This window comes from Pirellulales bacterium (assembly GCA_033762255.1).
Classification (GTDB): domain Bacteria; phylum Planctomycetota; class Planctomycetia; order Pirellulales; family JALHPA01; genus JANRLT01.
Map to the genome: position 1 here is coordinate 1 of JANRLT010000054.1, position 14,193 is coordinate 14,193.

The 14,193-nt window shown below is 58.9% G+C and carries 10 protein-coding genes; 8 read left to right on the forward strand and 2 right to left on the reverse strand.

Annotated elements, in window-relative coordinates; all coding sequences use genetic code 11:
- Positions 1 to 17 precede the first annotated feature (17 nt).
- Positions 18 to 716, forward strand: coding sequence for an orotidine 5'-phosphate decarboxylase / HUMPS family protein (locus SFX18_15465; GenBank protein MDX1964549.1), 699 nt, complete (start codon positions 18 to 20; stop codon positions 714 to 716).
- 162 nt (positions 717 to 878) lie between these two features.
- Positions 879 to 1,913 (forward strand): zinc-binding dehydrogenase, encoded by a 1,035-nt coding sequence (locus SFX18_15470; GenBank protein ID MDX1964550.1) that lies wholly within the window; start codon positions 879 to 881, stop codon positions 1,911 to 1,913.
- 488 nt (positions 1,914 to 2,401) lie between these two features.
- On the opposite strand, the gene hisA is transcribed toward SFX18_15470, so the two are convergent.
- Positions 2,402 to 3,124 (reverse strand): 1-(5-phosphoribosyl)-5-[(5-phosphoribosylamino)methylideneamino]imidazole-4-carboxamide isomerase, encoded by a 723-nt coding sequence (gene hisA, locus SFX18_15475; protein MDX1964551.1) that lies wholly within the window; start codon positions 3,122 to 3,124, stop codon positions 2,402 to 2,404.
- Positions 3,125 to 3,591: 467 nt separating this feature from the next.
- On the opposite strand from hisA, the gene yajC reads away from it, so the two are divergent.
- The 3 genes from yajC to SFX18_15490 all read left to right on the forward strand — a co-directional run bounded on the left by yajC (position 3,592) and on the right by SFX18_15490 (position 10,508).
- Complete coding sequence (gene yajC, locus SFX18_15480) at positions 3,592 to 4,071, forward strand: preprotein translocase subunit YajC (GenBank protein ID MDX1964552.1); 480 nt, start codon at positions 3,592 to 3,594, stop codon at positions 4,069 to 4,071.
- A 199-nt stretch (positions 4,072 to 4,270) separates the two neighbouring features.
- Positions 4,271 to 8,428, forward strand: a complete 4,158-nt coding sequence (secD, locus tag SFX18_15485; GenBank protein MDX1964553.1) for a protein translocase subunit SecD — start codon at positions 4,271 to 4,273, stop codon at positions 8,426 to 8,428.
- 301 nt (positions 8,429 to 8,729) lie between these two features.
- A complete protein-coding gene (locus SFX18_15490) occupies positions 8,730 to 10,508 on the forward strand; it encodes a LysM peptidoglycan-binding domain-containing protein (protein ID MDX1964554.1) in 1,779 nt (592 codons plus the stop codon).
- A gap of 113 nt (positions 10,509 to 10,621) precedes the next feature.
- On the opposite strand, the gene SFX18_15495 is transcribed toward SFX18_15490, so the two are convergent.
- Complete coding sequence (locus SFX18_15495) at positions 10,622 to 11,668, reverse strand: hypothetical protein (protein ID MDX1964555.1); 1,047 nt, start codon at positions 11,666 to 11,668, stop codon at positions 10,622 to 10,624.
- Between the two features lie 303 nt (positions 11,669 to 11,971).
- On the opposite strand from SFX18_15495, the gene SFX18_15500 reads away from it, so the two are divergent.
- From SFX18_15500 to SFX18_15510, 3 genes are all read left to right on the forward strand, one after another.
- On the forward strand, positions 11,972 to 12,235 hold the full coding sequence (locus tag SFX18_15500; GenBank protein MDX1964556.1) for a hypothetical protein: 264 nt from the start codon (positions 11,972 to 11,974) through the stop codon (positions 12,233 to 12,235).
- A gap of 199 nt (positions 12,236 to 12,434) precedes the next feature.
- The gene (locus tag SFX18_15505) at positions 12,435 to 12,941 is read left to right on the forward strand and encodes a hypothetical protein (protein ID MDX1964557.1); all 507 of its coding nucleotides are present in this window, start codon (positions 12,435 to 12,437) and stop codon (positions 12,939 to 12,941) included.
- Between the two features lie 42 nt (positions 12,942 to 12,983).
- A complete protein-coding gene (locus SFX18_15510) occupies positions 12,984 to 14,135 on the forward strand; it encodes a hypothetical protein (protein ID MDX1964558.1) in 1,152 nt (383 codons plus the stop codon).
- Positions 14,136 to 14,193 lie beyond the last annotated feature (58 nt).

Genomic DNA, 14,193 nt, shown 5'->3' on the forward strand with positions numbered 1-14,193 from the left:
CTGCTCCCCCTCCCCCCATGTCCCATCCGCCGATTGTCCAAATTTCGCTTGACTTGATTGACCTGGATGAAGCCCTGGCCACCGCCCAACTGGCGATTGACTGCGGGGTCGATTGGCTGGAGGCGGGGACGCCGCTGATCCTCGCCCACGGCGCGCCAGCGGTCCGGGCGTTGCGGCAGCGATTTCCCGCGACGCCGATCGTGGCGGACCTAAAGATCATGGACGGCGGCTACCTGGAGGCGGAGCTGATGGCCCGGGCCGGGGCCACCCATGTCGTGGTGATGGGGCGTGCCCATGATGAGACGATTGAATGCGTGGTGCGGGCGGGGCGGGACTTTGGCGTGAAGGTGATGGGGGATGACATGGGGGCGGCTGACCGCGTGGCCGAGGCCCGGCGACTAGAGTCATTGGGCTGTGACTACATTGTGCATCACATTGGGTATGATTATCGCCGCGAGCTGGCGGCCCGGGGGGGAAAGCCCGCTACGCCGCTGGACCAACTGCGGGAGATTGTGGCGGCGGTAAAGATTCCGGTGCAGGCGGTAGGGGGGCTGACGATCGAGCAGGCGATTTGCACGCCGGAGTACGGCGCGCCGCTGGTGGTGTTGGGGGCGCCCCTGACCGTGGACCAATATGCGTTCAGGACCGCCAGTAACGACCTGCCGGGCATTTTGCGCGAAATCTGCGGGCGGGTGCACGAGGGACGTGGTAATTGACAATTAAAAATTAACAATTAAAAATTATTTACTATTGGCAACGACTTCTTTGGGGATTGTTGGGGAGCCTGGTCTTTCTTGCATATCACTAGGTGATTCTGCACAATACATCGCTGCCGTTCTTCATTATTAATTATTAATTCTTCATTCTCAATTGCCCCCATGCCGCTCGCTGTTGTCAATTACGCACCGGAAAAGCATTCCGTGGAATTGCGGGACGTTCCCGCGCCCCAGATCGGTCCCGCCGATGTGCTGCTCCAGGTCGCCGCGGTCGGCGTGTGTGGTAGTGACCTTCACCAATGGACCAGCGAGCATAGCTGGCCCGTCAATTATCCCGTGGTCCTGGGGCATGAGTTTGGCGGCGTGATTACCGCCGTGGGAGAGCACGTCACCGGTTGGCGGGCGGGGGACCGGGCCGTCAGCGAAACCGCCGCGGTCATCAATCCCGATTCGCCGCTTTCACGCGCGGGTTTGTATAATCTGGATCCCACGCGCAAGGGGTTTGGCTATGGCGTGAACGGGGCGATGACCCGGCTGGTGCGCGTCCCCGCGCGGTGCCTGCACCGCGTGCCGGACAGTCTGCCGTGGGAAGTAGCCGCCCTGACCGAACCATGCAGCGTGGCGTACAACGCGGTGGTCCAGCACGCGACGATAAAGCCCGGCGACCGCGTGCTGGTCCTGGGGCCGGGGCCGATTGGCATTCTCTGCGCGGCGATGGCCAAATTGCAAGGGGGGATCGTGGCGGTGGCGGGACTGCCGCGCGATGAAACCCGCCTGGCCGTCGCCCGGCAATACGGCTGCCAGACCATCACCGGCAATCCCGTCGATTGGGCCAGACAAACCAGCGAAATCAGCGATGGCCTGGGCGTGGAGGGGGTCGTCGACGCCGCGGGTGTCAGCGCGACTTTTGTTACCGCTTTGGAAGCGGTGCGGCCCAACGGCTGGATCAGCAAAGTCGGCTGGGGGAAGGCCCCGATTGGGATTTCGCTCGATCCCCTGGTGCAAAAAAACATCACCCTGCATGGTAGCTTTAGCCACAACTGGCCGATTTGGGAGCGGGTGCTAAGGCTATTAACCGCCGGGCTATTGGATGTGCGGCCGATCATCGGCGGGATCTGGCCCTTGGCGGATTGGCACACCGCGTTTGAAAAAATGCACGCCGGAGAGATTGTGAAAGCGGTCCTCCGGCCGGAGTAAGGATTAATGGGTTTTGCTGTCTACCCAGGGGACGCTGCGCTGGCCCTGGGCTGCGATTCAAAACCGCGTTGCGACAATGTCAATTAATAATTTATAATTAAAAATTAAGAATGGGATTGATTATTACCCCAGGGTAACCGCTGACGCGGTAACCCTGGGCTGCGATTCGTATCGCGTTGCGGTAGGAGACAATATTTTTTCCCCTGCTCCCCAGCACCCCTTTCCCTCCGCAACTCACAATTACCAGAATCCCTCACCCCGGCCCTCTCCTGAAGTGGGGTTTGTACAATAGAGAACGCCGCTATCGGGAGAGGGAGTTGAATACACCCAACACCCCAGCACCACCGCACCCCTGCTCCCCAGCACCCCTGTCCCTCCGCACCCCTTTCCCTCCGCACCCCTTTCCCTCCGCACCCCTGCACCTCCGCACCCCTGCACCTCCGCACCCCTGCACCTCCGCACCCCAGCCCCCGTACCATTTTTCATTCTTAATTGCGCAGCACTGCCGCCGCCAACGCCTCCGGCAGCGTGAGGCGATTTTCGTACAGCGCACGGCCGATGATCGCCCCGGCCATTGGCAGTTTGGCTAGTTGCCGCACGTCCTCGGCCGTAGTGATGCCGCCGCTGGCAATGACTGGTAATTGCACCGCCCGGCGCATCTCGTCCATGGCGGGAAGATTTGGCCCGGCCAGCATGCCATCGGTGGCGATGTCGGTATAGATGATCGCCGCTAGCGGTTCGTTTTCAAATTCCCTGGCCAGATCGATCGCCCGCGTCTCGCTGACACTCAGCCAGCCATGCGTGGCAACCAGGCCATCCTTGGCGTCGATCCCCATGACCAATCGCCCGGGAAACTGCCGCACGGTGTTGCGAAACCAGGTTTGGTCGGCGATTGCCCGCGTCCCCAGGACCAGGCGGGTTAGGCCGGCATCCAGCAGTAGTTTGATGGTTGCGGCGTCGCGGATCCCCCCGCCCAATTCGCAGGGGATGGTGACCGCGGCCAAAATCTGCTGTACGGCGGGCAGGTTGGTCGGTTGGCCATCCCTTGCTCCGTCCAGGTCAACGAGGTGCAAATACTGCGCGCCCAGGCTCACCCAGTGACGGGCCATGTCGGCGGGCTGAGCGCTATAGACGGTTTCTTGGGCATAATCCCCTTGTTTGAGGCGGACGCACTGCCCACCCCGCAGATCAATGGCTGGCCAAATTTGCATAAGAGTATCGCAGGGAGGTGTTACAAGGAATTGCCAGGAGCGGCGGCAGCGGGGACAATTAAATAGCCATAAATGCAAGAATGAGTGGCTAAAGCCCCTGATCGCGGGGTAAAGGGGTCTCTAACGGTATAGAATAGCAGTGTAGCCTGCCCATGGCGGGGGGGTGAACCCCTCTTGATCCCTTTGCTGGCAAGGGTTTATGATACTGGGCTACCGTTGTTTTTGGCGATTTGCGACCTAGCCCCCTCCTGGAAGGTCATTTGCGGGGGTGGCGGCGACCGGAATGGCCGGGGTGATGGGCTCCTGTCGGAGGGGTGGCAGAAAAAAAGGGCTTGAAGCGCCGAAAATCGTATGACAGCGAATTTTTGCCAATATTTCCGCGAATTCTGAACATTGAAATTTACAGCGGGCGAAATTGACCGCGAACGTTTCATAAACTGTTTGGGGAAATGGCCGTAGGAATATTTATGATCGGAAAATTGAGACCCCTGTGCCTGTTAGGCCTCATTTGGCTTGCGGCCCCTACATCCGGCACCGCCGCACCGCCGATGGGGGGGGTTGTTGCCGGGGGTAACGCCGCTCTTTGGGCACCAACCACTCTTTGGGCGCAGGCCGCCGCCGAGCAGCCCGCGCAAGAAGAGCAACCGCTGGGCAGCCTGATTTTGCAGTATTTTCCCCTGATAATCCTCCCTATTTTGTTTATGTTGATGGTCAGTCGCCCCCAACAGCAAGCGGCCAAGGAACAAGAAGAAAGGTTGGGGCGGTTAAAAAAGAATTCGCGGGTGGTGACCCGGGGGGGAATTTATGGGACAGTGTATAGCGTCGATCGCGAGCAAAACCGGGTAACTTTAAAAGTGGACGAAGCGACCAACACCAAGATCGAGGTGACGTTAAATTCCATTGAGACGGTGTTGGAGGAACCGGCGGCGACTGATGCGAAAAGCTAAATCGTTCAGTCTGGTGAGGGTGTGCGGAAGCGATTTTTTTGCGAATTTTTGTTGGGCGTGGAAGATCAGGGGAGTGGTATTTTTGGCACCGCAGGGCTTTTTGGCCTGTTGGTGATGCCAGCGGTAAAGTTTCTGTTGAGCAACGCGGCGATTTTTTTGGGAGCCGCGATTTCCCTTACATTTTGGAAAGTTCGTTGTCATGACGCTGTGGAGTAGCTTGTCGATTTTGTTTGCCCAGGCCATGTCCGCCGCTCCGGCGGTCGCCCCCGGGGGGGATGTGGCGGGTGTCCCCTTTTTTCGGCAAGGCTGGTTTTTGTGGTTGTTGATGATTGGCTTGGTCGTGGGGACGTACCTGCTGTCCCAGGCGCTGGCCTTGCGCTGGCGGATGGGAGAGTCGACCGTGCGCATCTTTTTGGTGCTGTTTTCATTGGTGGCGGGGAGCGCGGTGGTGTTTTTTGGCTGGCCGCCAAAGCTGGGGATCGACCTCAAGGGGGGGGTCAATCTGGTCTACGAGATTGACAGCAACATCATGAATTCGGTCGCGCTGAATGCCAAGGATTTGGCCGAAATCGAACGCGTCGCCAAAAAAATCATACCCGATGTCAAAGTCAGCATCATAGCCGGGGGGGATGGATCCAAAAACCGGATTCAACTGGATCTGCCCGCGGGCGTGGACGCGGCCAAATCCCAAGAACTGGCCAACGCGCTCGCGGATGTGCGGCCCACTTCCGGGGGGGAACTGGCATTTTTGAACAAGACCAGCACGCAGATGTTTTTTCAGCGCCAGGGAACCGCCTCGCGCGAGACCATGGGGACGCTGGTCAACGCGCTCAAGCAGCGGGTCAATCCCGGTGGCCAAAAAGAAATTGAACTTCGTAGCCTGGGAAATAACCAGGTGGAAATTATCATCCCAGAGGCCGACCCTAAGGAACTGGAACTGATCAAGGACAAGATCAGTTCGGCGGGGACGCTGGAATTTCGGATCGTGGCCACGGTCACTGGCAATGAGACCCCCGTTATTAATGAACACACGCCGCTGATCAATCTGGTCAAGAAACTTCGGCGGGCGGATCCCTCCCTCCCTGGGGGATACGATTACAGCATGATTCCCGATGTGGTCATGCTGGGGGATAAACCGCTCGGCCGGTGGGTGCTGCGTTCGCCCGATGCCAATGTCGGGGGCCGGGCGTTTACCCGCCCCGCCTATAACGGCACGCAAATCTTGATGGCGTACGACATTTATAACGTCACCGGCGAAGACCTGAGCCGCGCCGCCCCCGACACCCAGTCCCTCGAACGCTGCGTCAGTTTTACGCTGAATGAAAAAGGGGCTCGCAAATTTGCCTTGATGACCACGGAATACACCAAATCCGACCTCAAGGAAAAAGCGCTGTTGGGCGTGATTTTGGATGATATGCTGCAGACGGCCCCCTCACTGAATAACGCGATTACCAGCGGCAAAGGGATTATCACCGGCAATTTTAGCGAGCAAGAAATTTCTCGCATCGTCACGGTGCTGAACTCGGGTAAACTGCCAGCCGCGCTCAACCGCACGCCCATCCAAGAAAACAACGTCAGCGCGCAACTGGGCAGCGATACGATTCGCAGCGGTGCGGTTGCGATGATCGTCTCGACACTGGCGATTTTGATCTTTATGTGGGTGTATTACGGTTTTTGCGGGCTGGTGGCGGACTTTGCCGTACTGCTGAACGTGATCCTGGTGGTCGCGTTTATGATGCTGCTAAAGGCCGCCTTTACGCTGGCGGGGCTGGCGGGGCTGGTGCTAAGCGTAGGGATGGCCGTCGACGCGAACGTGCTGATCTTTGAACGGATGCGCGAGGAACGCGCCCGGGGATCGTCCCTCAAAATGGCCATTCGCAACGGTTTTGCCCGCGCGATGTCCACGGTCGTGGACTCCAACTTGACGACGCTGGTCACCGGCGTGGTACTGTTTGCCATCGGCACCGACCAACTGCGGGGTTTTGCCACAACGCTGATCTTGGGCCTGGTGCTGAATTTGTTCACCGCCGTGTATTGCTCGCGGGTCATCTTTGACGTGGCCGAACGCCAAGGTTGGTTTAAGGATCTCCGCATGATGAGCATGCTGGGCGAGACAAATTTTGACTTTGTCAAACCGATGAACGCGTGCATCACGGCCTCGCTGATCTTGATAGGAGCGGGGCTATTTGTGGCGGTTTCGCGCGGCAAGGACTTGCTTGACATCGACTTTTCCGGCGGCTCGACCGTTCAGGTGATCCTCAACCAGGATAATCAAAAGTTGACATTATCGGATGTGCGCAAGTTAATCGCCGATCAGCCTAATTTGCCTGATGCCGAAGTGAGCGAAGTGGTTAACACCGCGGGGGGCATTGAACAAAAGATGTACAAAATTGTCACGACCAATCCCGATGTGAAAGTCGTCAAACCGGAGTTGGCCAAGATTTTTGAAGGAAAGCTGGAGACTTATTTTGTGAGGGCGGATAATGTGACCCCTTATACGCCTCCGAAACCAAAATCGCCCGCCGTGACAGGCGTGCCGCCGCTAACAAACATTCCCGCCGCCAGCCCCGCGGAGAAGGCCGCCGCTGAAAAAAGCGCGGAGGAAAAGCCCGCCGCCGAGCAGGGGCCCGCAGATAAAGGGGGCAGTGATAAGGGTGCCAGCGAAAAGGCGCCTTCTGCCGAGGCACCCGCACAGCCCAACCCAGCCACCGGAAACTCGGCAACCGCAACTCCTCCGGGCACGGAATCTGTTCCTCCCGCCGCTGAGGCAAATAGTGCGGAACAGCCATCCCCCCAGCAGCCCAATGCCGAGCAGCCAACAGCCGAGCAGCCCCCCGCGGAACAGCCCGCTACAGATAAATCCGCAACCGATCAACCAGCCGCGGAATCCACCCCGCAGGAAGCCACCACCCCAGAGCCTGCCGTAACTACGGAACCTGCCTCGCCTCCAGAGCCTGCCACGCCCAGTAATGACAAATCCAGTTGGTGGCGGCGGGGAAAAGTTTTTGCACCGGCGTTATTGGCGGTGATTTTGCAGGCGGAACCCGCACCCGCGGCCGACACTGTTCCGGCGGCCCCCGCTGCCGCTAGCGAGAACAGCACCACTGGGGAGAATGCACCGGCGGCGAGTTCTGCTGACGCGACGGAAACTCCCTCGGCGGAAACTTCTGCGACAGAAACTCCCGCGACGAACTCCCCGGCTCCCGCTTCACCGGCCACAGAGCCAGTCCCTCCCGCATCAAGCCCGGAATCCACCTCGGCAAAAGAAGCTGCCTCCCCGGCGGCCGAGACCACCCCAGCGGCCACGGTCCCGCCGACCGCCACGGTCCCGCCTGAATCCACCATTCCTCCTGCCGCGACCATTCCGCCGGCACCCGTTACTCCCGCCCAGGTTACACCCGCACAGGAGACCACTCCGCCAGCTCCCACGACATCCAGTTATGATTTGCAAAGTTCGGTTAAGTTGAATTTTGTCGACTCTACCCCGGCTGGGGCGAACCAGGCCCAACTGCGCAGCAATAAAATCAGCCGCGAGAATTTGCAAGAAATCTTTAACACCGTCATCGAGAACAAAAAACTGGAAGTGAACCGGTTGGAGTTTGTCAGCGAAGACGGCGACCCGAGTCCTTCGGTGCCCAAGGGGGTTTGGACGGTGAACTCCTCGCTCCCTCCCGCGGAATTCGGCCCGTTGGTGGATGCCGTGAAGGCCGAGTTTAACTCCACCCCCATTTTTCCCCAGGCCAACATCGTCGGTCAAAAAGTCGCCGGCGCCGCACAGGGAAATGCCATCTGGGCGTTGGTGGTCAGCATGATCGCGATTGTGCTGTATGTATGGTTTCGCTTTCAAAACATTGTGTTTGGTTTTGCGGCGGTCATCGCGCTCATTCATGATGTGTTGGTGACGGTGGCATTTTTGGCGTTTAGCTCCTATTTGGCGCCGTATTTTGGCTGGGCGTTGGTCAATCCGTTCAAGATCAGTCTGGAGGTGGTGGCCGCGCTGTTGACGATTGTTGGTTTTTCGATCAATGACACGATCGTGATTTTTGACCGTATTCGGGAACTGCGGGGTAAAAGCCCCGACATCACCGCCGAGATGATCAACAAGGCCGTCAATCAGACGCTGGGACGCACGATATTAACCAGCGGCACGGTGCTGATGGTGACGATCATTTTGTATTGCTTTGGCGGAGAAGAGATCCATCCCTTCTCGTTTGCCATGTTGATCGGGTTGATTTCCGGTACGTACAGCACCGTGTATATCGCCGCGCCGATCATCCTGTGGTTTCGCGGACGCCAGCCGGCCGTTGCCGCCAGCCGCGCGTTTCCCGCCCTTCGCAAGGAAAAAGCTTCCGCCTAGGCATTATTCAGCCCGCCGCGTCAGTGGGGGACAGCCATCAACCCGCCGTGTCAGCTAGGGAACGGTTACTCGGTCTTTCGCCGCACCCGTCAAAAATCATTCGGCCTGGACTTTGCCAATTCCAAAAACTTGCATGTCTGGCGCGATGGTAACACCGTGTCAGGCTTTTTTTTGTCCGGTGTTTCGCATTTGTTCGCGACCCGCGTCGCCATAAGCTCCGATAACAATCAGAGAGGATAGGATACCCTCCCATTCCCGCCAGGAAGGCCGGTTGTTACGGTTCTTGGTAGCGGAGTGCGGCATGTTCGATCAGCGAAAAAAGTTAATCTGGGTGGGCGGTATTGCCATTGTCGGTTTGGCATTGGCATTCTGTTTTCAAAAAGGCCCTCCCTCCGGACTGCCCGCGGCAAATTGGTCCCCCCAACCGGGGACGACTAGTCCCACGTTGCCCATCTCGGCGTCCACTCCGCTTCCCCAGGCAGAACCACGATTAACGGGGCAAATCATGCCCCATCAGCCGGGTTTGCCGGACATGCCGGGGGGGTTCGCCCAGGCGCCTCGCCCGCTGGAATCCGCGCCGCATGATCCCTTTTTGGGACGCTCCCCGGAAACCTCGGCGGGAGCATTGTTTCCGGCCAGCGCATCCGTGGCCCAATCCCATCCGGAACCGTCTAGCCTGGCTGTTCAGCCTTCCGCGCTTATCGGCACCCCCGCGCCGTTAGCGGCTACGACTGGACAACCGGGAAATACCACCGCCGAAACAAAATACGATTCCCTCAGAGATACTGTGCCCCAGTTCGCAGCGACCCCTCCCCTGGCCAACGATGGCTGGCGGGCGGATGACGCCACGACAGGACTCGCGGCCGTGCCGGGAGTAACCAGCCCGCTCTCCCATGTGCAAGAAGGCGCTCCCGCCACGGGGATCGGCGGGACCGCGTCCGCAAGCGTTAGTTCCCCCGGGGGGGACGGATCGCCATCAACGGCCCAGACACTTCGTCCGCTGCCCCTAGCGCCGGTGATCGCCGCCGTCCCCCCCTACCCCGCGGTAACCAGTTCCGTGGAAAATCCCACGGCCACGCCCTCCGCGGCGTTGCCCGTATCCCGTATTGCTCCTCCTCCTTTTGAACAAGCTCTTCCCGCGGCCGGCACCGGGGCTCCGGAGACGACCTCACCTTATTACACTCCCCCTGCTTCCGGCAATTCCGTGCCGCCGCGGTTGGAATCATACCCCGCGCTCGTGCCGGCGGGATTTGAAAATTTGCTCCCCACCGCCAGTCTCCGCGCGGCGCCGGCCGTGATGCCTGGTGACGCAAATCAAGATAAGCAGCCGGGGGTGCGGCATCGGGTGCGGGATGGAGATTCCCTGGCGTCGCTAGCGCAGGCATATTTGGGAGACGCCGCCCGGGCGGGAGAAATTTTTGCCGCGAATCAACCGCAATTGACCAATGCCGAAGTCTTACCCTTGGGGTGGGAACTGATCATTCCGGGTGGACCGGGACATAATGTCGCGTCCAGCCAACCGGGGTTGGCCGCGCTTGCCCCTCCCCCGACCCTCAATGCCGTCGCCCCGGCAAATAGCCAACTGAACTGGCCTGCCCCCTTATCACCGCCGACTCTCCCCGGGGCGGATTCCGCCGCCGGGCGATCAATCACCCCGCCCCAAGCGTCCGCGCTGGGGGGACAGGGTATGGCGACGTTCCCTCAATCAGCCAGCGATCGACTGACGGTGGAAAACAGCGCGTCGGCAATCCCACCTGTTCCGTCGGCTTACACGGGTTGGCCTCCCGCAGGGGTGGGTGGGACCGCCCCTCCCCCGGCCACATGGGCAAATCAATTAGGCCAATCCAGCGAAACCGCCGTGGGCTGGTTGGGAGAATCCCTATTTGGGCCAGCGGTGCGGTTACCAGCGGAAGGGGAGCGTGCTTACCTTGTCAAGCCGCTGGAAACCTGGGAAACCATCGCGAAGAAATTTTATGGTGATTCGCAACTAGCGGGGAGATTGCAGCAAGCCAATGCCAGGCGGGTCAAGGATCCCAGTCGTTTAGTACCGGGGACGTTGCTGGTGATCCCGCCAAAGTAAGTTGCCCCGATGGTCGGATGATGTCCGACATCCACAAAACGTAAACTACCCTTTAAGCATTCCCAGTTCACGTGGCGGAACTAGTTTCGCCCTCCGTTTTACTAGCAGAGGGTTTAGGGCAGGCTCCGTTCCACCCATTCTTCCTCGTTTCCTTTGACCCGATTGTCCAGGAACGCCTGAATAACACCCAGCGGATCATAGGCTTGGCCAGCGGCGGGACCGTTAAGCACTTTGAGCTGGCCGGCGGTCAGCAATTTATATCCTTGCAGGGTGGTGTCAAATTCAAAGAAAAAGAGCTTTTTCTTTTCGGCCGCTTCCTCGGCGGAAGGCTCCGGGTGGTGTCGCAAGAGTTGGTCATTAACCCGTTTGGCGTCCCGTTGGGCGGCCAAATCCTTCCCCCCCACCATGATCAAAAACGGAATTTGGGGAATAAATTCCTTTTGCTCAAAAGCGGGATTGATAATGATTCCCTTGTGGTTCCAGCGGGGGGTAATGAGCACGATACCCCGCACATCCTTCCCCTGGGGGCCAGTGGTGAGGTTTTCCCACGCCCAATCGATGAACAAACTCCAGTGCAGGGTCAAAACGGTGCCCATTTCGACACCGACGACGCCCAATTTGCGGATGTTGAATTCCCCTTTGTTATGGCGCTGCAGTAAAAAAGTTTTTATCCGTTCGAGGTCAATTTTGATCATGTCCTCGTAATCTTGTTTTTTCTTGGCTTCGACGGGTTTGGTGTCCGTTACTTTTAATTCGCCGGCCACGGTTTCTTTGACCAGGCGTTTGTTGCTTTCACCATAGCCGCGCAGGTCAGGGACCACCACGGCATAACCCGCCCGTTGAAACGCCCGGGCCACCCCGTCGTAATCCTGTTTGTTTCCCTTGTCGTGATGGATAAACAGAATCACCCCGGCTTGTTTCCCTTTATCGCTTTTATAATACGAGACCGAAAGGGCTACGCCGTCGCTGGTCTCTAGCTCGACTTTTTCAAAGCTCTTATCCGCGGCGGCTGGGGCAGGCGCGGCGGCAGGATTCTGGGCCAGGACGGCGGCTGTCCCTCCAAGGGCCCAGATCATGCACAGACTGGCGATAATTCCCGGACATAGCCCCCCGGGGCAACGCCCGGTGTGGTGTAAAATGGCCGCAATGAATGCACGCATTTTAAAAAATTCCCCAGATGAATGTTTTTGAGACTGTCGCGAATATTTTGTGAATTGGCAGCCTGCCCGGTCGATGGCTCCAATCCGCGGGCGATGCTAGCAACCCCTTGCTCCTCTTTGTATGGTAGGTACGGCAGAAAGCGGAGTCAACGCGGGTTGGGAATTTCGCGAATTAACAATTGCCCTGGCGGAAAAAATCAGGTCCAGCTATCACTGAATGATGGTCAATAATTCACTGGCGGATCGCGGGAACCGTGCCGGGCCGCCAGCTTCCGCCCCGTCGTCACTATTCCAGCTTATCCCATGCCCGGAGAGCACCTGGACCTGATCAGCGCCGCCAGCGAGCCTGCTTCCTCGCCGGAAGAGGCTTCCCCGCAATCCGCGGAAATGCCCGCGGCGGGACGCAAATTCATCGGCATGCACTTTCGTTGTTGCGATCGCTATACCCGCATTTATATTAATCGGGCGGGGACGGCTTATGCCGGGCATTGTCCCAAATGCCTGGCCAAGGTGGAAATTTTGATTGGGCCGGGCGGATCAAATTCCCGCTTTTTTACCGCGGGCTAACGGGACAGGCGGCCCCGTTGCTAGCTGGCGGATATCATTGGGAAAGCTTTTGCCCTTGAATTAGCGGCGGTGGCTGACCTTGTGGAGATCGCGGAAAATATCTAGGATTTTGCGGATTTTTGCCAGGAGTCATGGCTTTCCAACTGGTTTCAAGCACAGCTTCCCGCTCTGGGGGGAGGAAAATCGAGATTGGTGTGTTTTGTCCATGTTTGAATTTGAACTGCAACACCGCACGCGAAATTGCTTTGCCACGGGGCAGGAGTTGGCCGCTGGCGAAACATATTTTACCGTGCTGCTGCGCCAGGGAGCCCAGATTGAACGGCGGGACTACTCCGTCGCGGGGTGGAACGGTCCTCCCACGGAATGCGTGGCCTGGTGGAAAGCCCAGGTTCCCTTGCCAACCGCCACCACCAAGCCCCGCTGGGCGCCGAATGAAGTGCTGCTGAAGTTTTTTGAGGATTTGGCGGGTCGCCCCGAGCAGGCCGATTTGCGGTATGTGTTGACGCTGTTGCTGATCCGGCGGCGACTGTTACGCCTGGAATCCAGCGAACGGGACGCGCAGGGGATAGAACGGCTGCGCGTGCATTGCCCCCGGCTCGATTGTGAATTTGAAATCCTGGCGATCGTCCCCGAGGATTCCCGCGTGACCGAAATCCAGCGCGAGCTGGGCCGGTTGTTTTTGTCCGTGGCAGACGATTTGCCCTAAACGGCGGATAGAATTTTTTCCCCCATTGCAAGGATGCAACCCATGCCCCTGGTCCGCGTGATTGTCATGCTGGCGCTGCTGCTGTTATGTTTGGGGCAGTTGGGTTGCGCGACACGGCGGCGGGTGCCGCTGACGCAAATCCTGCCCCCCGCCGCTCCCTTGAACCAGGTGCTAACAGAGGTCAATAACAACACCGCCCGCGTTCGTTCGGTTCTTTGCACCAATGGCACGCTGCAGGCGGCCGGGACTCCCTTGAATTTGCGTGCAAACCTGGCGCTGGAGCGCCCGCGCAACTTTCGCCTGCGGGCGGATACCGCGTTCACCGGGGCGGAATTGGATGTGGGGAGCAACGCCGACCAATACTGGTTGTGGGTCCGGCGCAACAATCCCCCGTCGATGTACTTTGGCCGCCATGATCAATTCGCCGCTAGTTCGGCGCGGCGGATTTTTCCCATCGAGCCGGAAATGTTATCCGAAACCCTGGGATTGGTTAGCTTTCAACCAAATGAACAGGTCCAAGGCCCATTTCCCCGCGGAGGGGACCTGGTCGAGGTGCGCCGCCCGCGCCTGGTGGCGGGAGAAGCCCTTAACCAAGTTATCGTTTTGGACATACGCCGAGGTGTCGTGACCGAGCAGCATTTGTACGGAGCAACCGGTCAGCGGGTTGCCACGGTCATGACCAGCGAGTACGAACGAGACCCCGCCAGCGGCGCGGCGCTGCCCCACCGCATCGATGTGGATTGGCCGTTGGCGAATTTGCAATTCAGGCTGGACCTGCCGGATTTGTTGGTCAATACCCTAGGTCCCGAGCAAGCCTCCTTGTGGCAACGCCCCAGTTATCCCGGTTCCGCGGACGTTGATTTGGCAACAGTTCAAATCCAGGCCGCGCCCGCCAGCAATACGCAAAATCTTGCCCCGGGAATCTCGAATCCCCCTCCCGCGGTTATTCCCGTCAATCCCGGCATGGGGGGGGCAACCCTCCCCATTCAAAATAGCCCTTTACCCGCCACGAGCCAGAATAATACGCAACCCGCGGCTCTTCCGTCCGACTGGACGCGGGTTAGTCCCGCCGGGCAACCCATCGGCAGGGTCGATCCGGCGGTGCAGCCAGCAAGTTGGTCCGCCGCACCGGGGGGCACCGGGGTAAACTATGTCCCCAATCCCTCTTTTGACATCCGGCCCGCCGCCAAATAAGTTAAGGGCTTTTGCCCAGTACTTCGGCTGGGGTGATACCACGGCGCTTATGCTGGGG

What these genes read in the sequence shown, in the direction of transcription:
- SFX18_15465 (MDX1964549.1), top strand. Translation starts at nt 18, where the DNA reads ATGTCCCATCCGCCGATTGTCCAAATTTCGCTTGACTTGATTGACCTG.
- SFX18_15470 (MDX1964550.1), top strand. Translation starts at nt 879, where the DNA reads ATGCCGCTCGCTGTTGTCAATTACGCACCGGAAAAGCATTCCGTGGAA.
- hisA (MDX1964551.1), bottom strand. Translation starts at nt 3,124, where the DNA reads ATGCAAATTTGGCCAGCCATTGATCTGCGGGGTGGGCAGTGCGTCCGC.
- yajC (MDX1964552.1), top strand. Translation starts at nt 3,592, where the DNA reads ATGATCGGAAAATTGAGACCCCTGTGCCTGTTAGGCCTCATTTGGCTT.
- secD (MDX1964553.1), top strand. Translation starts at nt 4,271, where the DNA reads ATGACGCTGTGGAGTAGCTTGTCGATTTTGTTTGCCCAGGCCATGTCC.
- SFX18_15490 (MDX1964554.1), top strand. Translation starts at nt 8,730, where the DNA reads ATGTTCGATCAGCGAAAAAAGTTAATCTGGGTGGGCGGTATTGCCATT.
- SFX18_15495 (MDX1964555.1), bottom strand. Translation starts at nt 11,668, where the DNA reads ATGCGTGCATTCATTGCGGCCATTTTACACCACACCGGGCGTTGCCCC.
- SFX18_15500 (MDX1964556.1), top strand. Translation starts at nt 11,972, where the DNA reads ATGCCCGGAGAGCACCTGGACCTGATCAGCGCCGCCAGCGAGCCTGCT.
- SFX18_15510 (MDX1964558.1), top strand. Translation starts at nt 12,984, where the DNA reads ATGCCCCTGGTCCGCGTGATTGTCATGCTGGCGCTGCTGCTGTTATGT.